The 25032-nt window shown below is 72.4% G+C and carries 22 protein-coding genes and 1 pseudogene; 6 read left to right on the top strand and 17 right to left on the bottom strand.

The annotated features are described in order from the left end of the window. Nucleotides 1–47 precede the first annotated feature (47 nt). From AMA02S_RS45010 to AMA02S_RS14995, 5 genes and pseudogenes are all read right to left on the bottom strand, one after another. Nucleotides 48–674, bottom strand: a pseudogene (locus tag AMA02S_RS45010) (phosphatase PAP2 family protein); the annotation flags it as partial. A 157-nt stretch (nt 675–831) separates the two neighbouring features. Then, nucleotides 832–1548, bottom strand: a complete 717-nt coding sequence (locus AMA02S_RS15010) for a DUF6082 family protein (protein ID WP_157430586.1) — start codon at nt 1546–1548, stop codon at nt 832–834. A 14-nt stretch (nt 1549–1562) separates the two neighbouring features. Beyond that, entirely contained in the window at nt 1563–2168 is a 606-nt protein-coding gene (locus AMA02S_RS15005) for a DUF6879 family protein (RefSeq protein WP_067458064.1), read from the bottom strand. Then, on the bottom strand, nt 2161–2430 hold the full coding sequence (locus tag AMA02S_RS15000; RefSeq protein WP_067459002.1) for a hypothetical protein: 270 nt from the start codon (nt 2428–2430) through the stop codon (nt 2161–2163). The genes AMA02S_RS15005 and AMA02S_RS15000 overlap by 8 nt, the downstream gene beginning before the upstream one ends. Before the next feature lie 443 nt (nt 2431–2873). After that, nucleotides 2874–3992: an ROK family transcriptional regulator gene (locus AMA02S_RS14995; RefSeq protein WP_067458061.1), complete on the bottom strand. Its 1119-nt coding sequence runs from the start codon at nt 3990–3992 to the stop codon at nt 2874–2876. A gap of 148 nt (nt 3993–4140) precedes the next feature. Between AMA02S_RS14995 and edd the strand changes: the two genes are divergently transcribed. Genes edd through eda form a run of 3 tightly spaced genes read left to right on the top strand, consistent with a single transcriptional unit; the run spans nt 4141 to nt 7639 of the window. Beyond that, nucleotides 4141–5955, top strand: a complete 1815-nt coding sequence (gene edd, locus AMA02S_RS14990) for a phosphogluconate dehydratase (RefSeq protein ID WP_067458059.1) — start codon at nt 4141–4143, stop codon at nt 5953–5955. After that, nucleotides 5952–6962 (top strand): glucokinase, encoded by a 1011-nt coding sequence (gene glk / locus AMA02S_RS14985; protein ID WP_067458056.1) that lies wholly within the window; start codon nt 5952–5954, stop codon nt 6960–6962. Before edd ends, glk begins: the two co-directional genes overlap by 4 nt. A 41-nt stretch (nt 6963–7003) precedes the next feature. Then, a complete protein-coding gene (gene eda / locus AMA02S_RS14980) occupies nt 7004–7639 on the top strand; it encodes a bifunctional 4-hydroxy-2-oxoglutarate aldolase/2-dehydro-3-deoxy-phosphogluconate aldolase (RefSeq protein WP_067458053.1) in 636 nt (211 codons plus the stop codon). A gap of 15 nt (nt 7640–7654) precedes the next feature. Here the strand turns inward: eda and AMA02S_RS42875 are convergent, their stop codons facing one another. After that, nucleotides 7655–7816, bottom strand: coding sequence for a hypothetical protein (locus AMA02S_RS42875; protein ID WP_169806830.1), 162 nt, complete (start codon nt 7814–7816; stop codon nt 7655–7657). 72 nt (nt 7817–7888) lie between these two features. Between AMA02S_RS42875 and AMA02S_RS14975 the strand changes: the two genes are divergently transcribed. Continuing rightward, nucleotides 7889–8827 carry a LysR family transcriptional regulator gene (locus AMA02S_RS14975; RefSeq protein WP_218004971.1) on the top strand — a complete coding sequence of 313 codons (939 nt, stop codon included), beginning with the start codon at nt 7889–7891 and terminating at the stop codon, nt 8825–8827. 8 nt (nt 8828–8835) lie between these two features. On the opposite strand, the gene AMA02S_RS14970 is transcribed toward AMA02S_RS14975, so the two are convergent. After that, a complete protein-coding gene (locus AMA02S_RS14970; RefSeq protein WP_169806829.1) occupies nt 8836–11379 on the bottom strand; it encodes an ABC transporter permease in 2544 nt (847 codons plus the stop codon). Between the two features lie 130 nt (nt 11380–11509). Here AMA02S_RS14970 and AMA02S_RS14965 point away from each other — a divergent pair, with 130 nt between their 5' ends. Further along, the gene (locus AMA02S_RS14965; protein ID WP_218004970.1) at nt 11510–12802 is read left to right on the top strand and encodes a sensor histidine kinase; all 1293 of its coding nucleotides are present in this window, start codon (nt 11510–11512) and stop codon (nt 12800–12802) included. A gap of 51 nt (nt 12803–12853) precedes the next feature. On the opposite strand, the gene AMA02S_RS14960 is transcribed toward AMA02S_RS14965, so the two are convergent. Beyond that, nucleotides 12854–13348, bottom strand: coding sequence for a DUF1707 SHOCT-like domain-containing protein (locus tag AMA02S_RS14960; protein WP_067458050.1), 495 nt, complete (start codon nt 13346–13348; stop codon nt 12854–12856). Then, nucleotides 13345–14067: a PadR family transcriptional regulator gene (locus AMA02S_RS14955; protein WP_067458990.1), complete on the bottom strand. Its 723-nt coding sequence runs from the start codon at nt 14065–14067 to the stop codon at nt 13345–13347. Before AMA02S_RS14955 ends, AMA02S_RS14960 begins: the two co-directional genes overlap by 4 nt. 212 nt (nt 14068–14279) lie before the next feature. Between AMA02S_RS14955 and AMA02S_RS14950 the strand changes: the two genes are divergently transcribed. Continuing rightward, nucleotides 14280–16292 carry a bifunctional phosphatase PAP2/O-acyltransferase family protein gene (locus AMA02S_RS14950; protein WP_067458047.1) on the top strand — a complete coding sequence of 671 codons (2013 nt, stop codon included), beginning with the start codon at nt 14280–14282 and terminating at the stop codon, nt 16290–16292. A gap of 25 nt (nt 16293–16317) precedes the next feature. Here the strand turns inward: AMA02S_RS14950 and hpnH are convergent, their stop codons facing one another. From hpnH to AMA02S_RS14910, 8 genes are all read right to left on the bottom strand, one after another. After that, a complete protein-coding gene (gene hpnH / locus AMA02S_RS14945) occupies nt 16318–17322 on the bottom strand; it encodes an adenosyl-hopene transferase HpnH (RefSeq protein WP_067458044.1) in 1005 nt (334 codons plus the stop codon). Then, nucleotides 17322–19283: a squalene--hopene cyclase gene (gene shc / locus AMA02S_RS14940; RefSeq protein ID WP_218004969.1), complete on the bottom strand. Its 1962-nt coding sequence runs from the start codon at nt 19281–19283 to the stop codon at nt 17322–17324. Before shc ends, hpnH begins: the two co-directional genes overlap by 1 nt. Before the next feature lie 107 nt (nt 19284–19390). Continuing rightward, nucleotides 19391–20404: a polyprenyl synthetase family protein gene (locus AMA02S_RS14935; RefSeq protein ID WP_067458042.1), complete on the bottom strand. Its 1014-nt coding sequence runs from the start codon at nt 20402–20404 to the stop codon at nt 19391–19393. Then, nucleotides 20401–21720, bottom strand: coding sequence for a hydroxysqualene dehydroxylase HpnE (gene hpnE, locus AMA02S_RS14930; protein WP_245667549.1), 1320 nt, complete (start codon nt 21718–21720; stop codon nt 20401–20403). Before hpnE ends, AMA02S_RS14935 begins: the two co-directional genes overlap by 4 nt. Beyond that, on the bottom strand, nt 21717–22634 hold the full coding sequence (hpnD, locus tag AMA02S_RS14925; protein WP_067458984.1) for a presqualene diphosphate synthase HpnD: 918 nt from the start codon (nt 22632–22634) through the stop codon (nt 21717–21719). The genes hpnE and hpnD overlap by 4 nt, the downstream gene beginning before the upstream one ends. Nucleotides 22635–22816: 182 nt before the next feature. Continuing rightward, nucleotides 22817–23680, bottom strand: coding sequence for a squalene synthase HpnC (hpnC, locus tag AMA02S_RS14920; protein WP_245667547.1), 864 nt, complete (start codon nt 23678–23680; stop codon nt 22817–22819). 108 nt (nt 23681–23788) lie between these two features. Next, nucleotides 23789–24502, bottom strand: a complete 714-nt coding sequence (locus tag AMA02S_RS14915) for an aminoglycoside phosphotransferase family protein (RefSeq protein WP_067458032.1) — start codon at nt 24500–24502, stop codon at nt 23789–23791. Between the two features lie 81 nt (nt 24503–24583). Beyond that, nucleotides 24584–24964 carry a hypothetical protein gene (locus AMA02S_RS14910; protein WP_067458029.1) on the bottom strand — a complete coding sequence of 127 codons (381 nt, stop codon included), beginning with the start codon at nt 24962–24964 and terminating at the stop codon, nt 24584–24586. Between the last annotated feature and the right edge of the window lie 68 nt (nt 24965–25032).

Below are 25032 nucleotides of genomic sequence, written 5' to 3'. Positions count from 1 at the left end.
AGCAGGCCCGCGGCCACCAGGCCATCCGTCCAGTAGTGGTTCGCCGTGACCACGACCACCAGCACCGTGACCGGTGCGTGCAGCGCGACCACCCACCGCCACCGGCTCCTCGACACCCGCACCACCGCGATGGCCACCAACAGCGCCCACCCGATGTGCAGCGACGGCATGGCCGCGTACTGGTTCGCGATCCCGTCCGCGGCCGCCGGATATGCCGACGGCCCCACCGTCAGCATCGTGTCCACGGCCCCGATCCCGGCCAGCCTCGGCGGCGCCAGCGGGAACAGCATGTGCACCGCCAGCCCCGCGGCCGTCAGCACCACCAGCTCGTTCCGCACCCGCCGGTACGAGCTCCGGTGCCGCACGTACAACCAGATCAGCAGCGCCGCCGTCCCCGGGAAGTGCACCGCCACGTAGTACACGTTCGCGAGGTAGGCCGTATGGTCCCATTCCAGCGCCCAATGCTGGAGCGACACCTCACTCGGCAGCCACGACCGCTCGAACCCCCACAACCACTGAGCGTTCGTTAGGGCCTCCCCGGGCCCGTGCTCCACGAGCGTCCGCCCCCACTTGTAGAACGCGAACAGCCCCAGCAGCAGCGCCACCTCCGTCACCAACGGCCGCGCCGCGCGCACCGTCCACCCCCCGCGAACGCGGATCACACCGTCAGCCATACCGTCCTCCGAGCCAGGTCGTCCTCGTAGCAACAACCCTGCCGCCCGAAGTCCTCCCGAACACTGGGCCCAACCACCCCCTCCCCGGAGCCCACCCCCAAGATCAAAGGTGGAGCTAACCCCACCCCCGGGACCGGCGAAGGTGATCAGCGATCGGTCAGGACCGGCCGGACGTCCTGCGGCGAAGCAGGCGGTGCAGAACGGGGGCGAGGACGAGGGCGGCGGCCGCGCAGGCGACGGGGGGCCAGGTTCGGCGGCGGCGGGCCGGAGGTTCTGGCGGGGGAGCGGGTGCGCGCCGGTACTCCTCGTCCAGAATCTGGTGGAAACGCTGAGCCCGCTTGTTGCCCGAGGTGTTCATACGGACCTGGCGAGCCTCGTCCCAGTAGGCCCGTCCAGGGCGGGCGCTGAACATCTCGTGCGCGATGGCCCGCAGGCGGATCTCGGGGAGCGCTTTCGTCTCGAAGGACATCTGCCACTCGGACACGATCATGTTGATGTACATGAGCTGCCGTCGCGCCTTGCGGTCCCCACCCGGCGGCACCGGACCCCACGCCTCGTCCAGGTCGGGGTCGTCCATGGCCATCTTGAGTAACTCGGCCACCGCGATGCGCCGAGCCTCCTCACGTGCGATCTTCGTGTCGCGCGCCTGGAAGATGAGCGTGGCGGCGATGCCGATCAATGCCAGGGCGGCCAGGAGAGCGGACGCCGCACCGTAGGTCTGGCCGATGAAGCTCAGGCGTTCCCACCGCGTGGTGGATCCGCCGAATGCGCGCAGAGCCCAGGGGGAGGCGCCGATGAGGCCGATGACCACGACCGTGGCGAGGGTGAGCGTGACCGTTCTCACCCTGTTCTGGGTCGTGCGAACCGAGGACATCTACGAACGATAGATCACACCGCCGGTGCGGGGAGCGGGGCCACTTCCCGTCCGAAGAAGTCGAGCAAGGGTTCGCCCCTATCGAAGAGGCGGGATATCTCGGATGAGGCGGTATGAATCACCTGCGGGTCACCGATGCTCCGGGCACCACAGGGCGTCCAATCCCCGGAATACTGAACCTCGTAGAGGACCCGCCTGCCGATGACCACGAGCTCGGGCAGTCGATCGTGAATCTCAAGGTCGGCCACCTCATCGGAGTGAAGGACGCTCACCTCGAAACCCTCCTCGGCGAGCATCCGCAATGCGTACAGTTCCCACTGGACATAGGGGGTCAACGGGCGCTCGACCACGCGGACGCGGCGGATCCTCAACCCCTGACGCCGGTTATGCCTCGCTTCAGTACGAACGGCATCGCGGTCCTCTTCCAACAGGTCGAGCGAACGCCGCCAGTCGCCGTCGACGAACGCCTGCCAGCTGGGGTCGTTCAACTCCTGGAAGACCTGGGAGCGTTCGAGCTTCCAGATCACGCCCCGCAGATCCTTGGTCTGCCTGGCGAAGTCCTCGTGGTAGGCGGCGTGGTCGAGCGTGACCCCCGGCAGCGCCGAGATCCGGTCAAGCATCGGGGATGTCCGGTTTGGCGGCCGAAAGCAACCGCCCAGAAATGATCACGAGCCGTTCGTCGGTGCCGATCCTGACCCCCGGCGGAAGCCGGTCGCCGTACGCGCTGGTCGCGTCACGGCCTATGACGGCGATATCTCCGTTGTCCAGTTCCCAGATCTCGGGACAGTCCTGCGTGGTGCGGCTGTCGCCCACCTCGGCGGCCGTCTTGCCTAATCTCCGATGAAATCCCGCGCCATGATCGGCTTCCCATGGTCTGGTCATGATGTCACTCACTTCCAGTCGCCGGTCCTTGCCGAAATATTCCCACCGGATCCCCGATGCGGCAAGCGCTGCCCTAATCGTCCGATCTAGTGGTAATTGATGGCGTAGAGGGTGAATTTGGGGCCGTATGGCAGGCGCCTGGGGGCTCACCAGCCGAACTTCGAGCAGGTCAAGCCCGTCATGCGGGCGCACTTGATCGGTTCTCCGGACAGCTCGGAAGGCCAGATCGAATCCACCGCACTGGGCGAGTCCTGTTTCGGCCACTTCTGGGAAGCGGACCAGGTCTAGCAAGGACAGGAATTTTGCTCGATTTTGACCTAGTGAAAGTTCTGCCTGCTCGACAGCGAAGTGCCGGGAAGAGGAGAGATGTCCCCTCTATTTTCGGGTGGCATCTAATTGGGTGATGGATGCGTCCCGAGGTTCCTGACGGGCTGTGCTGCTTGTCAGGGGGTGGTGTCGATGGTTTCTGGGGCGAGGGTGTGTGAGAGGACCATGGTGGCGCAGCCGGTGAGGCCGGCGGTCTCGCCCAGGCGGCTTGTCTCTATGCGGAGGTTGCGGGTGGCGAGGGCCGTGGAGCGCTGGTAGACGACCTCGCGCAGGCCGGCGATGAGGGGGGTGTCGGCGTCGGCGAGGTCGCCGCCGAGGACGACGACGGCGGGGTTGAGGAGGTTGACCGCGGTGGCGACGACCTCGCCGATGCGGCGGCCGGCGTCGCGGAGGAGGGCGACGGTGGGGGCGTCCCCGGAGCGGGCGAGGGCGGCGAGGGCGGACAGGTCGGCGGCGGGGGAGCGGGCGAGGAGCGCCGAGCCGCCCGCGACGGCCTCGACGCAGTCGACGTTGCCGCAGCGGCAGACGAGGCCGCCGCCGTCGGGGACCGGGACGTGGCCGATCTCGCCGGCGGCGCCGAAGGCACCGCGCTGGATACGGCCGCCGGCGATCACGCCGGCGCCGACGCCGGTGGACACCTTGACGAACAGCAGGTCGTCGACGCCGGGGTGGGCCTGGTGCTCGCCGAGGGCGGCGGCGTTGACCTCGTTGTCGAGGTAGGTGGGGACGCCGAAGCGGTCGCGGATCGGGGGAGCGACGTCGGCGCCGTGCCAGTGCCCGGGGGCGTGTTCGACGGCGTCGGGGACGGCGAGCCCCGCGCCGCGGACGGTGCCGGGGTCGATGCCCGAGGACGACAGGAGGTCGGCCCAGCGGTCGAGGAGGCGGGGGAGCGTCTGGGCGGGAGAGCCCTCGGGCGGGGGGCCGTCGGCGCGGGCGAGGATCGTCCCGGCGAGGTCGCAGACGGCGAGCTGGCCGCGGGACTGGCCCAGGTTCGCGACGAGGACGGCACCGCCGGCGGCGTTGAACGTCAGCCGGGCCGGGGGGCGTCCGCCGGTGGACGGGCCGTCCGCGCGTTCCATCACCAGGCCGCGAGTGATGAGGTCGGCGACGCGGGTGGCGACGGCGGGGCGGGACAGGCCGGTGATGCGGCCGAGATCGGCGCGGGTGGCGACGCCGTCCTCGCGGATCAGGCGGAGCACGTCCCCGGTCGTGCTGGGGCGGGAGGCGCGAGGCATCTGACCAGTCAAGCATGGGCTTGATAGACGCGTCCAGTTGGTGTAAGTGAGGGGGTTTTGTAAGCTTAAATTCATAAGTAGGGTTGTATGGGTGACTTATGTCTCGGTAGTTTTGTGAGCTGGTGTCCCCCTGGTCTGGAGCGTTCGAATGGCTGTGCATCCCGTGCTGGAACGCGTCACCCGGCGCGTCGTCGAGCGGAGCGCCGGGCGGCGCGGCGCGTATCTGGGGCGTATCCGGGAAGCCAGGACGCAGGGTCCGGTCCGGAGCGGGATGGGGTGCGCGAACCTGGCGCACGGGTTCGCGGCGTGCGGCGTCCAGGACAAGCTGTGGCTGCGCGGGAACGCCACGCCGAACATCGCGATCGTGTCGGCCTACAACGACATGCTGTCCGCGCACCAGCCGCTGAAGGACTACCCGGACCTGATCAAGGCCGCGATCCGCGCGGCGGGTGGCACGGCGCAGTTCGCCGGGGGCGTGCCCGCGATGTGCGACGGGATCACCCAGGGCCGGGCGGGCATGGAGCTGTCGCTGTTCAGCCGGGACGTGATCGCGATGGCCACGGCGGTGGCGCTGTCGCACGAGATGTTCGACGGCGCGCTGATGCTCGGGGTGTGCGACAAGATCGTCCCGGGGCTGGTGATCGGGGCGCTGTCGTTCGGGCACCTGCCGGTGATCCTGGTGCCGGCGGGGCCGATGGCGTCGGGCCTGCCGAACGGGGAGAAGGCGAAGGTCCGCAAACGGTTCGCGGCCGGGGAGATCGGGCGGGACGCGCTGCTCGCCGCCGAGGCCGCGTCCTACCACTCGCCCGGCACCTGCACCTTCTACGGGACGGCCAACTCCAACCAGCTGCTCATGGAGGTCATGGGCCTGCACCTGCCGGGCGCGAGCTTCGTCCCGCCCGGTACCAGGCTGCGGGACGCGCTCACCGAGGCCGCCGCGCGCCGGGTCCTGAAGCTGACCGATCTGGCCGAGGAGTACACGCCGATCGGCGAGCTGCTGGACGAGCGGGCGTTCGTCAACGGGGTCGTCGCGCTGCTGGCCACGGGCGGGTCCACCAACCACACGCTGCACCTGGTCGCGATGGCCTCGGCGGCGGGCATCGAGCTGACCTGGGATGATTTCGACGAGCTGTCCAAGGTCACGCCGCTGCTGACCCGGCTCTACCCGAACGGGACCGCGGACGTGAACCACTTCCACGCCGCGGGCGGCACGGCGTTCCTCATCGGCGCGCTGCTCGACGCGGGGCTCCTGCACGAGGATGCGAGGACGGTCGGCGGCGACACCCTCGCCACCTACCGCCGTGCCCCGGAGCTGGGCTCCGACGGTAGGGCCGTGTGGCGGGACGTGCCGCCGGAGTCCGGCGATCTCGGCGTCCTGCGCCCGGTGGACGAGCCGTTCGACACCCACGGCGGGCTGCACACGGTGCGCGGCAACCTGGGGCGCGCGGTGGTGAAAGTGTCGGCGGTGCGGTCCGAGCACCGGACGATCGAGGCGCCGGCCCGCGTGTTCGAGACGCAGGAGGCGCTCCAGGAGGCGTTCGCCGCCGGGGAGCTCGACCGGGATGTGGTCGCCGTCGTCCGCTACCAGGGACCGCGCGCGAACGGGATGCCGGAGCTGCACCGGCTCACCCCGCCGCTGTCGGTGCTCCAGGACCGGGGGCACCGTGTCGCGCTGGTCACCGACGGGCGGATGTCGGGCGCGTCGGGCGCGGTGCCCGCCGCGATCCACGTGTCCCCGGAGGCGGCGGCCGGCGGGGCGCTGGCGCGGGTGCGGGACGGCGACGTGGTCCGGCTCGACGCCGACAAGGGCCTGCTTGAGGTGCTCGTCCCGGACGAGGAGTTCGCCGCGCGGGAGCCCGAGGGAGCGGCGCCGGTGGAGTGGGCGGGGACCGGCCGGGAGCTGTTCGAGTCGTTCCGGAGTGCGGTGGGACCGGCGGAGCGCGGCGCGGGCGTCTTCGCGTGAGCGGCCCCTGGCTCGTCGCCGATGTCGGCGGCACCAACGCCCGGTTCGCGCTCGTGGACGGCCCGGGCGGCGAACCGTTCCGGGTGGGGTCGCTGCCCACCCGTGACCATGCGGGGCTGGCGGACGCGGCGGCGGCCTACCTGGAACGGCACGCACCCGGCGTCCGCCCGTCCGCTGCCTGCCTGGCGGTGGCCGGGCCTGTCGCGGGCGGGACGTTCCGGCTGACCAACGCGGACTGGCCGGTGGACACGCCGGAGGCCGTCCGGGCGCGCCTCGGCATCCCGCGCCTGGAGATCCTCAACGACTTCGAGGCGCTCGCGCTGTCCCTGCCGCGGCTGCGTCCCGCCGACCTCGTCCCGATCGGGGGCCCTCGGCCCGGCGCGCTCGGCGCGCCGATGGCGGTGGTCGGGCCGGGGACGGGCCTCGGCGTCGCGGGGCTCGTCCCGGTCGGCGGCGGGTGGGTGCCGGTGCCCGGTGAGGGCGGGCAGGTCGACGTGCCGGCCGCGACCGGCCGTGAGATCGAGGTCATGAAGCTGCTGCGCGCCGAGCGTGGCGCCGCGACGGCCGAGTACCTGCTGTCGGGGGACGGTCTGGCCCGCATTCACCGCTACCTCGCGGAGATCGACGATGTCGAGTCGGGCCCGCTGGGCGCCGCGGAGATTTGCGCGCGCCCGGGTGACCCGCGCTGCCGGGAGGCGCTGCACATGTTCTGCGCGCTGCTCGGCTCGCTCGCCGGGAACGTGGCGTTGACGCTGGGTGCGCGCGGGGGCGTCTATCTTGGCGGCGGGATCCTGCCGCGCATGGCCGACGTGCTGCGGGAGAGCACGTTCCGCAGCCGCTTCGAGGCGAAGCCGCCCGTCGAGGACTACCTGCGGCCCATCCCGACCGCGCTGATCGTCCATCCCGGCCCGGCTCTGGCCGGCGCCACGGCCCGGCTGGCGCAGAGCCCGCGCGGCGCCGAGGGGCGACCAGCACAGACCGTCACCCCGGCTCCCGCCGGGTCCTAGCGACAGGCACCGTCCGGGTGCTGTGAGAAGGATGTGCCCGCATGACCATCGACGTGACCGACGACAACCTCCTGGACCTCGCACCCGTCATCCCCGTCGTGGTCCTGGACGACGCGGACGCCGCCGTTCCGCTGGCGCGCGCGCTCGTCGACGGTGGCCTGCCGGCCATCGAGGTGACGCTGCGCACGCCCGCCGCGCTGGAGGCGATCACGCTGATCGCCGCCGAGGTCCCGGACGCCGTCGTCGGCGCGGGGACGGTCCTGCGCCCCGAGGACGCCGAGCGGTCCGCCGCCGCCGGGGCGCGCTTCCTCGTCAGCCCGGGCCTCACGTCCCGGCTCCAGGCGGCGATGGTCGCGACCGGCGTGCCGTTCCTGCCCGGCGTCGCCACGGCGTCGGAGGTGATCGCGTTGCTGGAGGACGGGATCACGGCGATGAAGTTCTTTCCCGCCGAAGCCGCGGGCGGCAGGGCCTACCTGAAGTCCCTCGCAGGGCCGCTGCCGCAGGCCCGGTTCTGCCCGACCGGCGGTATCGCGCTCGGCAACGCCGCCGACTACCTTGCGCTTCCCAACGTCGGCTGTGTCGGCGGGTCATGGCTCACGCCGGGAGATGCCCTCCGCGCCGGGGACTGGGAGCGGGTCCGCGGCCTCGCCGTCGAGGCCGCGGCACTGCGCCGCTGAGGCGTCCCGGGCCGTTCACGCGGGTGCGTGGCAGCGTGCGCAGGGGCCGGCGGAGATCGGCTTGCCGCCGCCGCGCGGGACGAGGTCCATCCGCAGCCGCCCGCAGGCGCAGCGGCTCCAGACGACGACGCCGTCGCTGGTCAGATGCCGGGACAGGGTCCTGCTCTGCTGTGTCATACCAGTAGTCTGCCTGTGCCGAACGTTGCCGTCTATTTCACGTTTCTATATCTGATCGTGCAGAATGAATACATGATTGATCTGCGGCGGCTGCACATGCTCCGGCTCGTCCACCAGTACGGGACGGTCACGGCCGCCGCGGAGGCGCTGCACCTCACCCCGTCCGCGGTGTCGCACCAGCTGCGCGAGCTGGCGCGGGAGCTGAAGGTGCCGCTGCTGGAGCCGCAGGGCCGCAGGGTGCGGCTCACCCCGGCCGCCCACCTGCTGATCGAGCACGCCGACGCGCTGCTGGCACGCTGGGAGGAGGCCCTCACCGACCTGGAGTCGCATCGCGCCGGCGCCGTCGGCCCGCTGCGCATGTGCGGGTTCACGACGGCGGTCGGCGGGCTGATCGCGCCGGCCGCCGGGGCCCTGCTCCGCGGCGACCCGGAGCTCACGGTCGAGATCCGCGAGTGCGACACCGACGTGGCCATGGGGCTGCTCGCCGCGGGGGAGACCGACCTCGCCGTCATCGAGCCCACCGCGGACGCGCCGCCGCCCGGCGACCCCCGGTTCGACCGGGAGCCGCTGCTGGTGGAGGCCCTCGACCTCATCGTCCCCGCCGCACACCCGCTGACGCGGCGGCCCGGGGTCCGGCTGGAGGACGCCGCGTCCGAGAACTGGATCAGCGTCCAGCCCGATGTGTGCGCCCACCACCAGCAGGTCATGACCTACTGCGCCGCCGCGGGGTTCACGCCCCGCATCGCACACAGGGCCACCACCTGGTCGGTGATCTGGGCGCTGGTCGCCAACGGCCTCGGCGTGTCCCTGGTGCCCCGGCTGGCGGACGGACCGTCCGACCAGCCGGTCGTCCGGGTGCCGCTGACCGGCGACGCCGTCCCGAAGCGGCGCGTCCTGACCTGCGTGCGCCGGGGGAGCCGGGACAGCCCGCTGATCGCCCGCGCCCTGGCCGCCCTCCAGGACGCCATTCCGCCCCGATGCGATCGCCTCCCGCAGGAGGCGGCCGCGTAGCGGCCCCGTCAGCCGGTGGCGATGGCCTGGAGGACGTCCAGGCGGGCGGCGCGGGCCGCGGGCCAGACCGCGGCGACGACGCCGATCGCCGCGGCCGCGGCCACGCACAGCGCGAGGAGGCCGTAGGGGACGGCGAGCACCTCCATGCCCGCGTCCCCATCGGCGATGGCGCGCTGCAGGACGACGCCGAGGACGGTCCCCGTGCCCACCCCGAGCACCGCGCCGAACAGCGACACCACCACGGCCTCGCAGCGGATCATCCGGCGGATCTGGCGGCGTTGCATCCCGACCGCGCGGAGCAGGCCGATCTCCCGCGTCCGCTCGGTGACCGCCAGCGCGAGGGTGTTGACGATCCCGAGCGCCGCCACCAGCACCGACAGCACCAGCAGGCCCAGCACCAGTGTGAAGAACCGGTCGATGTCCCCGGCGGCGTCGTCCTTGACCTGTGCGCGGTCCTTGAGCACCAGGTTGGGCCAGGGGGCGAGGGCCGCCTCCAGTGACGCGCGGTGGGCGTCCCCCGCCGACACCTCGATCCGCCCGATCGGCGCGTCCGGGTCGCGGACGCGGTACCCCGCCCAGTCGATGATCATCGTGGGTGCGGACGGGGTGAGGGACGGGCGGTCGGCGTAGACGCCGGCGATCCGGAACGTCCGCCTCGTCCCGTCCTGGTACTCGCCGGGGACCGTCCGGCCGACCGTCCAGCCGCGCGCTTCGGCGACGCTGCGACCGACGAGCAGCTCATCCCCGTGGACGGATGCCGTGCCCTGTCGCAGCGGGAGGCGGAAATGGGCGAGCAGTTCGCCGGGGGTCCCGGCCGTGGCGGCGCGGACGGTGCCGTCCAGCCGGAACCGGGCGGTCCGGATCGGGATCGCTGAGCGGACGCCCGGCACGGCGGCCACCGCCTCCGCCGCGCCGGCGCTGACCGGGGTGATCTGGCTGCGCCCCGTCACCTGGTAGTCGGCGGTCAGCGCGGCGTCGAGCTGCCGGTCCACCGAGGACGCCAGCGACTGGACGATGATCGACACGGTCGTGATGAGCGCCAGCCCGATCGTCAGCGCGGACGCCGTCGCCGCGGTCTGCCGGGGCTCGCGCAGCGCGTTGCGCGCGCCCATCCGTCCCGCGCTCCCGCCGAACCGCGCGAAGGGACGGCCGAGGAGACCGACGACGGGACGGCTCAGCGCCGGCGACATCAGCACGACTCCGACGAACAGGACGGCGGTGCCGGCGCCCGCGAGCCGCAGCCCGGCGTTCCCGTCGCCCGCGAGGCCGGCCGCGGCAAGGCCCGTCCCGGCCGCCAGGGCGAGGCAGCCGCCGAGCACCCGCCCACGTAGCGGACGAGGCGGCGCCGTCCCTTCGCGCAGCGCCGCGACCGGCGGGATCCGTGCCGCGCGGCGAGCCGGGACGACCGCGGCGGCCAGCGTGACCAGCGTCCCCACCGCGTAGGCGGCGACGACGGCAGGGACGGGCAGCACCAGCGTGCCGAACGGCAGTTCCTCGCCGCCGGTGACGGCCTCCATCAGCGTGGCCAGCCCGACCGCGACCCCGGCCCCCGCCGCGAGGCCGACCGTCGAGCCGGCCAGGCCGACGCCCGCGGCCTCACCGAGGACCGAGCGCGTCACCTGTCCCCGGGACGCCCCGACGGCCCGCAGCAGCGCCAGCTCCCGGACCCGACCGCCCACCAGCATCGTGAAGGTGTTGAAGATGATGAACGAGCCGACGAACACCGCGATCAGCGCGAAGACCAGCAGGAACGTCCGGATCACCTTGATGATCTCCTGCAGCGGCCCGGCCTGCTCGGCCACGGCCCGCGCGCCGGTGACAGCTTCCAGCCCCGGCGGGAGCGCCGCCGCCACCGCGTCCCGCAGCCGTTCCTGGGGCACGCCGTCCGCGGCGCGCACGACGATCCGCTCGAAGGTCCCGGGATGCTCCGACAGCAGCACCGGTGCGGTGTCCGGTGCGAACGCCGCCATCGAGATCGAGTCGCTCAGCGCCGAGTCGCCGACCGTGAACAGCCCGGTCAACCGGAACGCGCGGGTGCCCAACAGCAGCGCGACCGTGACCCGGTCACCGATCCGGTACTCGGCGTCCCGGGCCGTCGTGGCGTCCACCGCGACCTCGTCCGGCGCGCGGGGCGGCGAGCCCGCGGTGAGCCGGGTCGGTGACAGGTCGGGATCGTCGCTCCAGGCCACGCCCGTCTGCGGTTCGGCCCCGGTGATCGCGCCGCGCCGGTCGACGACGGCGGCGAACCCGGTGACGACGCCCTGCGCCCTCGCGACGCCGGGTACCCTCCGGACGGTCGCCAGCGCCGACGCCGGGACCGGCCGGGACGGGGCGCGCTCGCCCAGGCCCGCCGCGAACGACCGCTGGGACCTGACGACCGTGTCCGTGCCGCGCCCGAGGTCGTCGAAGGCGCGCTCGAACGAGCGGTCCAGCGTGGCCGAGAAGATCAGCGTGCCGGCCACGAACGCGACGCCGGCGACCACGGCCACCGTCGACAGCAGCAGGCGGGCTCGGTGGGCGGCCAGCCCCCGGAGTACGAGCTTCACCATCATGGCCACGATTCGACCCGGCGGCGGGTGCCGGCGGGCAGGGCGCATCGTCGCGTCCGTCCCCTACGAACGGGCGGGGCCGAGGCGACTTTCGTAGGGTCGCGGACGGGCCCGGGGTGCGTACGGTGTGCTTGTGCCCCTGAAATCGCCGCGTCTCGTCCCGGCGCGCGGCCGTGACCTGGCCGCGGACGCCGCCGTCGTGGCGGTCGCGCTGGTGCTCAGCCTCCAGGCGGTGGCCGGCACCGATTCGATCCTGCGCCCCTACGGCGGCGCGACGGCCGTGGTCGTGGTGCTGCCCGCGCTCGCGCTGGCGGTCCGGCGCCGCGCCCCGCTGACGGTCGCCTGGCTCACCGTCGCGCCGGCCGCGCTGCTCTGTGTCGGGGAGTGGGTCGCCCCCGGCACGCTGCTGCGGTCCGGCGGGTACGACGCGTTCAGCCCGCTGCTGTGGTGGCCGCCGGCGCTGCCGTTCGCCGCCTACGCCACCATGGCGTTCCCGGGCGAGGGGGGACGGCCCGCCTGGATCCGCGGCCTGCCGGTCGCCGCGCTCGTCGTGCTGGTCGGCCTCACTCAGGACGTGATCCCGGTCGGCGCCATCAGACGGATCTCCGGCCAGGAGACCGCCCCCGTCGAGGCGCTGATCTTCCGCAGCCAGGCCGTGCTGGTCGGCGGGGCGCTGCTCGGCATGTACGTCGCCGCGCGGCGCCGCGTCCTGCACGGGCTGACCGAGCGGGCGGAGCGCGCGGAGCGGGAACGGCACCTGCTGGCCGAGCGGGCCCGCGCGGAGGAGCGCGCCCGGCTCGCCGCCGAGATGCACGACGTCGTCGCGCACCGGGTGACGCTGATGGTGCTGCGGGCGGGGGCGCTGCGCGTCAGGGCATCGGACGAGGAGACCCGCGCCGCCGCCGAGGAACTGCGCGACGACGGCTGCCAGGCCCTCGAAGAGCTCCGCGACGTCATCGGGCTGCTGCGGCGCGACGGCGGGGACGGGCCCGGCCTGGCCGAACCGGACGCTGCGCCGCTGCCCGACCTGTCCGCGCTGGTCGCCGAGTCGGTCGCGGTGGGCGTGCCGGTGGAGCTGGTGGAGCGCGGCGAGCCGGCGCCGCTCTCGCCGGCGGTCGGGCGCACCGCCTACCGGGTCGTCCAGGAGGCGCTGACCAACGCGCGCAAGCACGCCCCGGGCGCGGCCGTCCGGGTGGAGGTCGGCTACCGCACCGACGGGGTGTGGCTGGCGGTGACCAGCGCCGCCCCCGCGATCGAGCCGGACGCGGTGCTCGCGGCCAGCGGCTCCGGGACGGGCCTGTCCGGCCTGCGGGAACGGGTCGAGACGGTCGGCGGGTCCTTCACCGCGGGGCCCTTCGGGGATGGCTTCCAGGTCGAGGCGTCCCTGCCCGCCTATGTGCCGCTGCCGTCGCCGCCAGGCCGGTGAGCGCCCCCCGCCGTCTGCTGCCGCACTCAGGTCAGGCCGTCGAGCCCGCCGTCAGGCACGGGAGGACAGCCGCGGTTCGCCGCGCCGGGACCGACGAAGTCCGAAGGCCATCAGGGCGGCCCGCACCACCCACAGCACCAGCGCGATCTGCAAGATGACCAGGAACCCCATCCCTGGTCCGACCGTGAAAGCCAGCACCAGGAACACGCCGAGCAGCAGCGGCCCCTTGGGAAACCCTCCGTGCCGGTGCCCCCGGTGTGGGTGCCAGTGCTGATGGCTCAGCTGCCGGTGGCCCGGATGCGGACCCCACGGGACTGGCCCGTAGGACGGCGCCGGGTTGCGTTCGGGCTCGGCCAGGCCGCTCGGGCCGGGCAGGTCCCGGACGAGGCCGCGCAGGTCGCCGTGCGTCTTGGCGGCCAGCGCGGTGCCGAGGCGCTCGTCGAGCTCGTCGCGGTCCAGCCGTCCGGCGGCGAAGTGGTCGTGCAGGGCGACCATGACCGCGTCGCGTTCGGTGTCGCCGATACGGATCTCGTCCTGGTGCGTCACGTCCGCTCCTCGGTGTCGTCGTCGACCGTCAGACCCGAGTCCTGCTCGATGTCCTGCTCTGCGTCCTCAGCGAGGATCTGGTACAGGCTGCGCCGCGCGTCGGTGAGGATGTCCTTGGCCTGTGCGACCTGCTGCGGCGTGCCGGAGTGGACGATCTGCATCACCGCCGCCCCGGTCTGTGCGGCCTGCTTGAACAGCTCCGGGACGCCCTCGCCGTACTCGGGCGTCATCTCCGCCCACGGTTCGGCCAGCTCGTCGGCGTGCTCCTGCACATAGGCGCGCCCCTCGTCGGTGAGGTGGTGGGTGCGGCGCCCGCCGGCCTCCTCGCCCGCGATCAGCCCCTCGTCCGCGAGTTGCTGGAGCGCCGGGTAGACCGCGCCGGGGCTCGGCTTCCACGCCCCGCCGCTGCGCTCGTGGATCTCCTGGATGATCTGGTATCCGTTGCGGGGCTCCTCGGCGAGCAGGACGAGGATCGCCGCGCGCACGTTGCCCTTGCGCGCCTTCGGTCCCCGGCCCCACGGGCCGCCGCGCCTGCCGCGCGCCCAGGGCGGGCCCGGGGCGAAGCCGCCGGGCGGCCCCCAGGGCCCCGGCCCTCCGCCGAACATCCAGCCGAAACCCGGGAAGTCGCCGCGGCCCCTCATATGGGCGGCCTTCGCGCCGAGCGCCGCGGCCGCGAACGCCCAGCGCGGATCGGGTCCGTGCGCGTGAGTCGCTCCCATGTTCTCCACCACCTTCTGAGATCCCTCTTTGATCTCTCGCGATACGACAACGATATATCGAAGACGTACGGATAGGCCAGATGGTTCCCGGGATTTCGCGTCGGTTGCGGCGCCCACGTCCATGTACACTCGGTAATTGCATGATCACACAATCCGGTCGGGGCTCGTCTGACCGGTGGAAATCCTGGGTAACCCACCGGTGTGGGGGGACGATGGGGACGCAGGAGGCGGTGACCGCGCCGGACGCGGTCGTCTCCCGGGCCGGCGCCGTCGCACGCGGGCGGCTCCGCGTCGAGGTGCTGCTCGGCCTGACGGTGTTCGGGCTGTACGCGCTGGTGATGACGCTGCCGCAGGGCGCCAGGGAGCAGGTGGCGCGCGCCCACGGCCTGATGATCTATGACGTCGAGCGCGCCCTGCACATCGACGTCGAGCGGACGTTGAACGAGTGGCTGGCCGGCCAGTCGCTCTGGCGCGTCCTGGCGAACTACGAGTACGCCATCACCTACATCGCGAGCGCACTCGGGCTGCTCGCCTGGCTCTACGTGCGCCATCCCGAGCGCTACCGGACCGCACGCAACGCGTTCCTGCTGATCAACCTCGTGGGGATCGCCTGCTTCGCGCTGTACCCGGTGATGCCGCCCCGGCTGATACCCGAACTCGGCTTCGTCGACACCGTCCGGCTCGGCCGGACCTGGGGGTCGTGGGGGTCGCCGCTGGTCGAGCACGCCGACCAGTTCGCGGCCGTCCCGTCCCTGCACATGGCCTGGACGCTGTGGGTCGGAGTCGAGCTGGCCCGGGCGTCGGCGCGGCGGTGGGTCCAGTCGCTGAACGCCGTGCACATCGTGCTGACCGGTTACGTGATCATGGCCACCGCCAACCACTACCTGCTGGACGCGGTGGCCGCCGTGCCGCTGGTGGTCCTGGCCGTGTACGTGGCCGAGCGCACCACACCGCCGTGGACGGCCGACCGGGTGCCGGCTCCGGACGCGTTCTTCCTGGCCGTGGAGACACCGTCCGCGCCGCAGCACGTCGGCGGCGTGATCATGCTGGACACCTCGCGGACCACGGTTTCCCGCGAGGACCTCGTCGACCTGGTCATCGAGCGGATGGACCGGCTGCCGCGGTTCCGGCAACGGCTCGCCGCGCCCACGCCGTGGCGCCGTCCCGTCTGGCGCGAGCACACGGAGATCGACTGGTCCTGGCACGTCCAGGAGCGGCGGGTGGACGGCATGGACGGGCTCCGCACGGTGATCGCCGGGATCCAGTCCGAGCCGCTGCCCCGCGACCGGCCGTTGTGGCGGATGATCCTCGTCACCGGCGTCGGGCCCGGCCGGTGCGCCGTCGTCTTCCTCATGCATCATGTCGTCGCCGACGGCGTCGGGGTGGTCGCCCACGCGATGTCGCTGATGGAGCCCTACCCGGCGGGTTCGGGGGACTGGAAGCGGCCCCGCCGCAGGCCGGTCCGGGAGGCCGCCGCGACCGTCGTCGGGCTCGGCCAGCTCGCCGTCGACGTCGCGCCGTCCACGCGGCTGCCCGCCGCCGGGACGTCCGAGCGCCGGTTCGGCACCCTGCTCATCCCGCTCGGCCTGACACGGGACGTGGCGCGGCGGTACGGGGCGCGGGTCACCGACGTGGTGCTGTGCGCGGTGGCCGGTGGTCTCTACCGGGTCGTCCGGGAAAAGCCCGGCGCACCTGTCCGGCACGGTGACGCGTGCCGGGTCGCGGTGCCCCTCATGATGCGCCCGCCCGGCGACGACGGACAGGAACCCCCTCAGGGCAACCACACCACCGCCGTCATGGTCGACCTGCCGATCGGGAGGATGGCCGAGACCGACCGGCTCGCCGCGATCGTGAAGCGGAGCCGGGTGCTGCGCTCCGGCACCCGCCCGCTCGCGGCGTGGTTCGTGATGCGGCAGGCCGGCCGGCTGATGCCGGCGCCACTGCACGCCCGCTTCGCCCGCGCCGTCTACAGTGCCCGGTTCCTCCAGGGCATCGTGTCGAGCCTGCCCGGCCCGGACCGTCCGATGCGCCTGGCAGGGGCCCCGCTCACGCAGGTCTATCCGGTGATCCCGCTGGCGCCCGGCGCGCCGCTCGCGGTCGGGGCGCTCGGCGTCCACCGCGAGCTGTGCTTCGGCCTCTCCGTGGACCCCGGCCTCGTGGCCGACGCCGACCGTCTCGGCGAGGCCATCCTCGACGTCATCCGGGAGCTCCGCACCGCGGAGTAGCCCGGCTCAGACGCTGTAGCCCGGCTCAGACGCTGCGGATCGCGCGGATCGACTGCGTCAGCGACCCTATGGTCGTGAACACAGCGGTGGGCTCGTACCCGCAGTGCGCCATGCAGTTGGAGCAGCGGTCGTCGCGCCCGCGGCCGTAGGCGCCCCAGTTGGTCGTCTCCACCAGCTCCTGGTAGGTGTCGGTGTACCCGTCGTCCATCAGGTAGCAGGGACGCTGCCAGCCCTTCAGCGAGTAGGACGGGATCGCCCACGCCGTGCAGGGGAAGTCGGCCTTGCCCTCCAGGAAGTCCAGGAACAGGGGCGAGTGGTTGAACCGCCAGCGCTTGCGGCGGCCGTCCGCGAAGACCTTGCGGAACAGCTCCCGGGTCTCCGTCACGCCGAGGAAATGCTCCTGGTCGGGCGCCTTCTCGTAGGCGTAGGCGGGCGAGATCATCATCTGGTCGACCCGCAGGTCGTCGTTGAGGTAGTCCAGGACGTCGATGACGGTCTGCGGGGTGTCGGTGTTGAACACGGTGGTGTTCGTCGTGACGCGGAAGCCGCGCTCACGGCACATCCGGACCGCCTCCACCGCCTGGTCGAACACCCCCTCCTTGCAGACGGACGCGTCGTGGCGCTCCTTCAGCCCGTCGATGTGCACCGCCCACGCGAAGTAGCGGGACGGCGCGAACTCATCGATCTTCTTCGGGATCAGCGCCGCGTTCGTGCACAGGAACACATACCGTTTCATCCTCACCAGCTCGGCCACCATCTCGCCGATCTGGGGATGCATGAGCGGCTCCCCGCCCGCGATCGACACCATCGGCGCGCCGCTCTCGCGGACCGCCGCGACCGCCTGCTCGACCGGCATCCGCTGCTTGAGCAGGCTCGCCGGATGCTGGATCTTCCCGCAGCCCGCGCACGCGAGATTGCACGCGTACAGCGGCTCCAGCTCGACCAGCAGCGGGAACTTGGACCGCCGAGCCAGCTTGTTGCGGAGGATGTAGCCGCCGACCCGCAGGCTCTGGCGCAGTGGCATGGCCATTACGACCCGCTTCCCTTCGTCCGGTTGACGTACCTGCCGAGCGCGCTCACGGGGAACACCAGCCGGTACAGGTGATAGTTGATGTAGAAGTAGCCGGGGAATCCGGTACCGGTGAAGTGGTCCTCGTCCCAGGTCCCGTCAGGGCGCTGGTGCGCGGTGAGCCAGGCGACGCCCCCGTCCACCGCCGGGCCGCGCTCCCCGGCCGCCAGCAGCGCCAGCAGCGCCCAAGCGGTCTGCGACGCCGTGGACGCGCCACGCCCGATCCACGCCGGGTCACGGTAGGAGCGCAGGTCCTCGCCCCAGCCTCCGTCGTCACGCTGGTGGCGCTCCAGCCACGAGACGGCCCGCCGGATCACCGGTTTCTCCGGCCGGACGCCCGCCGCGATCAGCGCGGGCACCACACTGCCGGTGCCGTACACATGGTTGGCGCCCCACCGGCCGAACCACGACCCGTCCGGCTCCTGCGCCTTCAGCAGCCAGACCACGGCCCGCCTGCACAGCGCCGAGTCGCCCATGCCCTGCTCGCACAGCGCCTCCACGACGTGCGCGGTGACATCCGCGGACGGCGGGTCGATCACCTCGCCGAAGTCGCAGAACGGGAGCTTGCGGCAGAGCGCCCGGGTGTTGTCGATGTCGAACGCGCCGAACCCGCCGTCCGAGGAGACCATCCCGGCCATCCACCGCAGCCCCCGCTCGATCGCCGGGCGCGCGTCCGGGCCCGCGGCGCGGCTCAACGCGAGGACGACCTCGGCGGTGTCGTCGACATCGGGGTAGTAGTCGTTGTCGAACTCGAACGACCAGCCGCCGGGCGGCAGGCCCGGGCGGCGCACCTGCCAGTCACCGGGGCCCTTGACCTCCTCGCCGAGCACCCAGCCCGTGGCCCTGTCCAGCGCCGGATGCCCGGCGGGCACGCCCGCGTCCGACAGCGCGATCATTGCGAGGACGGTGTCCCAGACGGGGGACTGGCACGCCTCCAGGCGCCGTCCCGTCTCGTCCCGGATGGTGAAGCGCTCGAAACCGGCGAGGCCGCGCCGCATCACCGGATGGTCGATGTCGTATCCGAGGAGGTTCAGCGCGATCAGCGAGTACACCCACGGTGGCTGGATCCCGCCCCACGATCCGTCCGGCTCCTGCCGGGCGATGATCCAATCGCCGGCGCGCCGCAGCGCGGTCTCGCGCAGCCGCTTCAGCGGACGGCGCTGGTACACATGCAGGGCCCGGTCGAGCGCGCCGAACGCCTCGTCCCAGCCGGGAACGCGCAGGCGACGCGACGGTTTCGTGGGGCCTGCCGCGTCGGGCCCAGGGGCGGCGTACAGCTCGGCGAGGTCGAACGGCAGCGGCCGGACCGGACGCAGCGCCCCCACCACCGTCAGCGGGACGATCGTCTGCCGCGCCCAGCACGCCCAGTCGTAGACGTTCAGCGGGAACCAGCGCGGCAGGAAGATCATCTCTGGTGGCAGCACCGGCAGCTCGTCCCACGACCACTGGCCGAACAACGCCAGCCAGAAGCGGGTGAAGACGCGGGTGGCCGGAATGCCGCCTTCGCCACGGATGAGGGCGGCGGCGCGGCGCATGTGCTCGGCGTCCGGGGAATCCCCGGCGAGCCGCAGCACGACGTAGGCCTCCACGGTGGTGGACAGCTCGGGCGGCCCTCCGTGGAAGTTCGCCCAGGAACCGTCCTCGGCCTGCTGGGAGCGGATCCAGCGGGCCGCCTCCCGCGTGTCCTCCTCGGTGCGGATGCCGAGGAATTCGCGGAGCAGCAGATCCTCGGCGTCCATCGTCACGTTGGTCTGCAACTCGCCCTTCCACCAGCCCTCCGGCGACTGGAGGGCGAGCAGGTGGTCACGCGCCGCACCGAGCGCGGCCGCGGCGGCGTCCAGAGGCGTCGCTGTCGCCGACGCCTCTGACTCGGCCCGTGCCTCTGCCTTTGTCCGTGCCTCTGACTCGGCCGGGGTCTTCACCTCGGGCTGCGTCTTCGTCCGTGGCTTCGCTCTCGTCTTCGTTGGCGGCTTTCCTGGTGCCTTTGCCGGCGTGGGCTGCGGTTGCTGAGTGGGTTCTGTGGTGGTCATCAGTGGTCCCGGCGGGTGATGAAGTCGGCGACGTGCAGGAACTCGGTACGGACGGCGTCGGGCAGCCCCGCGCGGGCCAGCCGATCGCGGGCCTGCCCGATCCGGCGGGCGGCCTCGGCCTCCGTCCACGCCCTCCCGCCCGCCATGTCGATGAGCCGCGCGGCCTCGGCCAGCTCGTTCTCCTCCAGCGGCTCCGGACGGGTGTACAGCTCGGCCAGCCGGGCGGACGCGGGGGTTCCGGAATTCAGTGCCGCCACCACCGGCAGCGACATCTTGCGGGAACGCAGGTCCGACAGCGCGGGCTTGCCGGTGACCGCGGGGTCGCCCCAGATGCCGAGCAGGTCGTCCACGAGCTGGAAGGCCATGCCGAGGTCGGCGCCGAACTCCTCCAGCGCGGTCGTCAGCCGCTCGGGCGCCGCGTCCAGGACCGCGCCGATCGAGCAGGAGCAGGCCAGCAGCGCGGCCGTCTTTCCCGCGACCATGTCCTGGCACTCGTCCAGCGTGATGTGGTCGCGGGCCTCGAAGGCCAGGTCGAGCGACTGCCCGGCGATCAGCCGGCGGGTGGCGACGGCCATCGCCCGCGCCGCCCGCGCCGAGCCCTGACCGGGCGCCTCCAGCAGCACCTCGACGGCAAGGGTCATCAGCGCGTCACCGGCCAGGATCGCACCGGACTCGCCGAAGACCGTCCATGCCGCCGGACGGTGCCGACGTGTCCGGTCGCCGTCCATGATGTCGTCGTGCAGGAGCGAGAACGCGTGCGTCAGCTCCACCGCGACCGCGCCGGGCAGGGCGCTCTCCGGCGGCGCCCCGGCGGCACGGGCCGACAGCAGGGCCAGTGCCGGCCGCAGGGCCTTCCCAGCCGGTCCCGGGCAAGGACGCCCTTCGCCGTCGGTCCAGCCGAGATGGTAGGCCGCCACGCGGTACGTGTGCGGATCGAGCCGTCCTACCGCGGCGCGCAAAGCACCGTCGACGAGCTCGCGGACATCGGTCAGCGAGACCGGGATCGCCGTCATCGGCCCCTCACCTCCTCCAGGTGGTGACGGACCAGGCGTGCGGCCGTGAGACCGCTGCGCACCGCGCCCTCCATCGTGTCCGGCCAGCCCGTGTCGGTCCACGCGCCGGCGAGGAAGAGCCCCGGCGCCCGCGTCGCCGCCGCCGGGCGCGCCGCGCCGCTACCGGGATGCTGCCGGAACGTCGCCCGCCGCTCCCGCGTCACGAAGAAGTCCCGGACCACCGCCGGACGGGTGCCGGGCAGCAGCCGCCGCAGCTCCGGCAGGAACCGCGCCCGCATCTCCGCGGTGGGCACGTCGATCCAGCGGTCCGCGGCCGACAGGGAGATCGCCACGTACTGGCCGCTTTCCAGGCCGCTGACCGCGGTCCGGTCGAACACCCACTGGACCGGCGAACCGACCGCCGCCGCGAACGGCAGGTCCATCACCGGACGGTCGTAGACGACGTGCACGTTCACGATCGGGCTCACGCCCAGCTCCTGCCAGCGCAGCGGATCGGGCAGCGCCTCGACGGGCAGCAGCCGCGCGGCGGTCTCGTGCGGCACGGCCATGACGACCGCGTCCGCCGCGATCGGCGTTCCGTCCACCACCACCTTGGGGTCGGCCGTCACCGCGTCCACCTTGGACTTGAGATGGACGGTGCCGCCCGCCTCCTCGATCCGGCGCAGCGCCGGCCCGCCGTGCAGTTCCTCCAGCGGGACGGACGGGACACCGATGTCGGCGGCATCCGCCCGCCCGAACAGCGCCCGGCGGCAGACCATCGCCGACAGCCCCAGCGCCGCGTCGTCCACCTCGGCGTTCAGCGCCGCCGTGATGAACAGCCCCCACAGCGCCTCGCGGGCCCACGGCCGCTGCCCCCGCGCCGCCAGCCACGCGCCCGCCGCCTCCTCGTCCAGGACGGGGTCCGCGGGATCGAGCCGACGCATCCACGCCGACGCCCACAGCGCACGCAGCCGGTCCGCGCCCGACAACGGCGTGTACCGGGCCAGAGCGGGCAGCAGATGCAGCGGGCTCGGCAGCGGCGCCCGGCGCAGCCGAGCGGGCGGTCCGTCCGGCCGCAGCACGGTGACGTCGAACCGGTCCTGGACGTCCACCAGGTGATCGGTGCGGAGCCTCCGGAGCAGCCCCTGGTACGCCGTGCAGCAGCGCAGCGACACGTGCTGCCCGTTGTCGACGCTCAACTCGCCCCGGCCGAAGGAATGGGTGGCGCCGCCGAGCCACGGGCGTGCCTCCACCACCGTGACGTCCACACCGGACTCCTGGAGCGCGATGGCCGCGCTGATGCCGGCCAGGCCGCCTCCGACGACCACCACGCTCACCGCTCCACTCCCGTCAGCGCGCGCGCCGCCACGACGGCCTTCTGCCATGTCGGAAGCGAAATCCGCGATTCCAGCGCGATGGACGGACGCTCGGCGATGCGCTCAAGCACCCGCCGGTAGATGCCCGCCATCGCCGCGGTGCACGCGGCCGACCTCCGGTCCAGCAGCGGAAGGAGCCTCAGCCCCTCCGCATACCAAGCCCGCGCGCGCTCCGCCTGGAACCCGATCAGGTCATGCAGCCGCCACGACGGATCGACGAACTCGCCCGACTCGTCCTGCTCCAACGTGCACCCGAACCGGGCGAGATCCTCGGCGGGCAGGTACACCCGGCCCGCCATCCCGTCCTCACGGATGTCCCGCAGGATGTTCGTGAGCTGGAACGCGACCCCCAGCGAGTCCGCGAGCCCCTCGGCCCGCTGGCGCCCGTCATACCCGAACACCCCGAGCGACAGCCGTCCCACCGTCCCGGCCACCTGCTGGCAGTACCGCAGCAGATCGTCGAAGGTGTCGTACGCGGCGCCCCGCACATCGCTCTCGCACCCGTCGATCAGCTCCGCGAACGCGTCCAGCGGGATCGGGTACCGGCCCGCCGCGTCCGCCAGCGCCGTCAGCACCGGATGTCCCTCCAGCGCCCGCGAGTCGGCCCGCCGCCACAGCACGTCCTGGACGGTCTCCAGCCGCTGTCGCGACCGGTCCAGCAGGTCCAGCCGCACGCACGCGGGCTCCGGCCCGTCCCCGATGTCGTCCACGCCCCGCGCGAACGCGTAGATCGCGCTCATCGCGCGCCGTTTCGGCGCGGGCATCAGCCGGATCCCGTACCCGAAGTTGCGGGCCTCGTCCCGCACGACCCGCTCGCAGTGCCGATACGCCTCGACGACCCACTCGGGCCGCTCGCACGTCTCCGAAACCGTCATCGCCCACCCCTTCTGAGAGTGCGGGTTTCTGCTTGTCCCTCTCTTCCGGGAATGCACGTCATCGCCCTTCCCCTCTGAGAGTGCGGGTTTCTGCTCGTCTCCTTCTTCCGGGAATGCACGTCATCGCCCATCCCCTCTGAGAGTGCGGGGCTCTGGTCGTCTCCCGCTTTCGGGAGCCCACGTCATCGCCCTTCCCTTCTGAGAGAGCGCGCCCAACCGGCCAGCAACACGGTCCGGCGCGGGCTCGGCGGGCACGCGAGCACGTCATAACGGCCCCGCGCGAGGGCGGCCAACGTTGCCCGCCCCCCGGCGACGTATCCCGCCACCGCGAGGCGTGCCCAGCCGTGCAGGCCCGAGAGCAGCGGTGCCGCACCGCGGTCGAGCAACTCCCGCGCCCGTCCGGCCTCCAGGGCCAGCACACCCCGCAGACGCGTCGGGGTCACCGCCCGCGCCAGGTCGTCCTCGGCACAGCCGAACCGCTTCAGGTCCTCGCCCGGCAGGTAGATCCGACCGGCCCGATAGTCCTGGCCGACGTCCTGGCAGTGCTCGATGACCTGCAACGCCGCACAGACCCGGTCGGACGCCTCCTCAAGCCCCCGCCCCTGCGCGCCGAACACGTGCAGTACGATCCGCCCGACCGGATTGGCCGACAGGCTGCAATAGCCCAGCAGTTCCTCGAATGTTCCATACCGGTTCACGACCTGGTCTTGGCGATTCGCCTGCACCAGCAGCCGGAAAGGCTCCTCAGGAATTCCCCTGGCGCGGACGGTGCCGGCCAGGCTTCGTAACTGCGGAAGACCGGGCGTCCTGCCCTTGAAGACGAGGTCCAGATCGTCGTCCACCGAATCGAGCAGCGCCGCCCGCTGCGCGCGCGGTGCCTCGTCCCCGATGTCGTCGACGAGCCGGGCGAAACCGTAGACGGCCCGCAGGTCGGCGCGGTGCCGCCGTGGCAGCAGCCGCGTCGCGATCGGGAAGTTCTCCCGCCTCGCGAGCCCGTCCAGCGCGCGCTCGTGCTCCTCGGCGCTCCAGGGTGGTTCAGTGGTCACCACTGAGAGATTCGCCGGTCCGGCACCAGAAAAACTCTGATCAAGGTATGGAGTTATTGAACTGCCGCGCGTTTCCGCGACGGAAAGGGCGCAACAGGAAAATCGCCCTTATGGCAATCGGTCGACCAGGCTCAGGGCGACGTCCAGGGCGCGGCTCCCCGGTCGGTCACCGCCCTGGACCGTCCACACCTCCGACAGCACGGCCTTGACGAACGCCCACGCCACCACCCGATCCACCGGCATGCCGAGACCGTCCGCGACCTGCTCGATCCGCGCGGGCACCTGACTGAGCAGGGCCGGATCCCGATCGTCGATGTCGGGGTTGTAGAACAGCGCGCCGACCTCGTAGCCGGAATCACCGATGTAACCATGCGGGTCGATCGCCAGCCATGGCTCACGCCCGGCGCTGAGAATGTTGTCATGGTGCAGGTCACCGTGCAGCACGACCCGTTCCGGCGCGCCCGCGCACAACCCGTCGAAGAGCCGCCCGGCCCGCTCGACCAGGAACCGGGGGAGCGGATCGTCCCCCGGGTGTTCGAGCAAGTGGTCGGAAAAGGAGGCGCTTTCCCTCTCCAGCGGAGGCAACGGGGAATCCTCAGGCGCGGCCCTGCGCAGTCCTCGCGCCACACTGACGAACGCGGCCGTGGCTTCCTCGTCCTTTTCCGGCACAAGCGAACTCAAGGGCACGCCAGGTTCGGCCCGCTCCAGCAGCAACACGCCCCTGACATCGTCGTATGCCAGCAGCCGTACGGCCCCCTCGCCACCGTAGAACTCCAAGGCCGCCGCCTCCACGGCCAGGTGACCGGGACCGGGCGGGCCCACCTGTGGCGGTGCTCCCTGCGGCGGCGCTCAGATCACCCGATTCTCGGTGTGCCTCTCGTCGCGTTCGTGTCTTACCGCTTCTCACCATGCGGACTCGACGCTGAGGCCCTTCTCTCGCAGGGTTGGCAGCGACTCCCCGCCCATTATCGTGCCAAGTCGCTCACCCGAACAGTCCCCGCCTGCCCGCACGGCCAGCAGGATCATGACGTTGTCGTCCGGGTAGGTATTGGCAGCAGACTGGATGGGAAACGGTGGCTTCTGGCATGAGCGACCCGGGCTGAACCTCGTCATCTCCCCGGCGAACTCAGGCTCCGACCAGCCGCACAATGCGTTCTCAGGGCAGTTTCCAAGGCCGCTCGTGGTCACCGCGGACGCGAGCGACGTCGGCAACGCAATGGCCGAAACCAGCGCCGCCACCGTCAACGGGACACGACCCAAGGTCCGCCGCATGATGGACTCCATTCCGATAGAACCTCTGTGCTCTTCGCTGCTCTGGATTGCGTCGGGTTCACTGCGCGGACCGCTTCACC

This window comes from Actinomadura macra NBRC 14102, from assembly GCF_001552215.1.
GTDB lineage: Bacteria > Actinomycetota > Actinomycetes > Streptosporangiales > Streptosporangiaceae > Spirillospora > Spirillospora macra.
This window is presented reverse-complemented; position numbering and strand designations above follow the sequence as displayed.

What these genes read in the sequence shown, in the direction of transcription:
- AMA02S_RS15010 (WP_157430586.1), bottom strand. Translation starts at nt 1,548, where the DNA reads ATGTCCTCGGTTCGCACGACCCAGAACAGGGTGAGAACGGTCACGCTC.
- AMA02S_RS15005 (WP_067458064.1), bottom strand. Translation starts at nt 2,168, where the DNA reads ATGCTTGACCGGATCTCGGCGCTGCCGGGGGTCACGCTCGACCACGCC.
- AMA02S_RS15000 (WP_067459002.1), bottom strand. Translation starts at nt 2,430, where the DNA reads ATGACCAGACCATGGGAAGCCGATCATGGCGCGGGATTTCATCGGAGA.
- AMA02S_RS14995 (WP_067458061.1), bottom strand. Translation starts at nt 3,992, where the DNA reads ATGCCTCGCGCCTCCCGCCCCAGCACGACCGGGGACGTGCTCCGCCTG.
- edd (WP_067458059.1), top strand. Translation starts at nt 4,141, where the DNA reads ATGGCTGTGCATCCCGTGCTGGAACGCGTCACCCGGCGCGTCGTCGAG.
- eda (WP_067458053.1), top strand. Translation starts at nt 7,004, where the DNA reads ATGACCATCGACGTGACCGACGACAACCTCCTGGACCTCGCACCCGTC.
- AMA02S_RS42875 (WP_169806830.1), bottom strand. Translation starts at nt 7,816, where the DNA reads ATGACACAGCAGAGCAGGACCCTGTCCCGGCATCTGACCAGCGACGGC.
- AMA02S_RS14975 (WP_218004971.1), top strand. Translation starts at nt 7,889, where the DNA reads ATGATTGATCTGCGGCGGCTGCACATGCTCCGGCTCGTCCACCAGTAC.
- AMA02S_RS14970 (WP_169806829.1), bottom strand. Translation starts at nt 11,379, where the DNA reads ATGATGGTGAAGCTCGTACTCCGGGGGCTGGCCGCCCACCGAGCCCGC.
- AMA02S_RS14955 (WP_067458990.1), bottom strand. Translation starts at nt 14,067, where the DNA reads ATGGGAGCGACTCACGCGCACGGACCCGATCCGCGCTGGGCGTTCGCG.
- AMA02S_RS14950 (WP_067458047.1), top strand. Translation starts at nt 14,280, where the DNA reads ATGGGGACGCAGGAGGCGGTGACCGCGCCGGACGCGGTCGTCTCCCGG.
- hpnH (WP_067458044.1), bottom strand. Translation starts at nt 17,322, where the DNA reads ATGGCCATGCCACTGCGCCAGAGCCTGCGGGTCGGCGGCTACATCCTC.
- AMA02S_RS14935 (WP_067458042.1), bottom strand. Translation starts at nt 20,404, where the DNA reads ATGACGGCGATCCCGGTCTCGCTGACCGATGTCCGCGAGCTCGTCGAC.
- hpnD (WP_067458984.1), bottom strand. Translation starts at nt 22,634, where the DNA reads ATGACGGTTTCGGAGACGTGCGAGCGGCCCGAGTGGGTCGTCGAGGCG.
- AMA02S_RS14910 (WP_067458029.1), bottom strand. Translation starts at nt 24,964, where the DNA reads ATGGAGTCCATCATGCGGCGGACCTTGGGTCGTGTCCCGTTGACGGTG.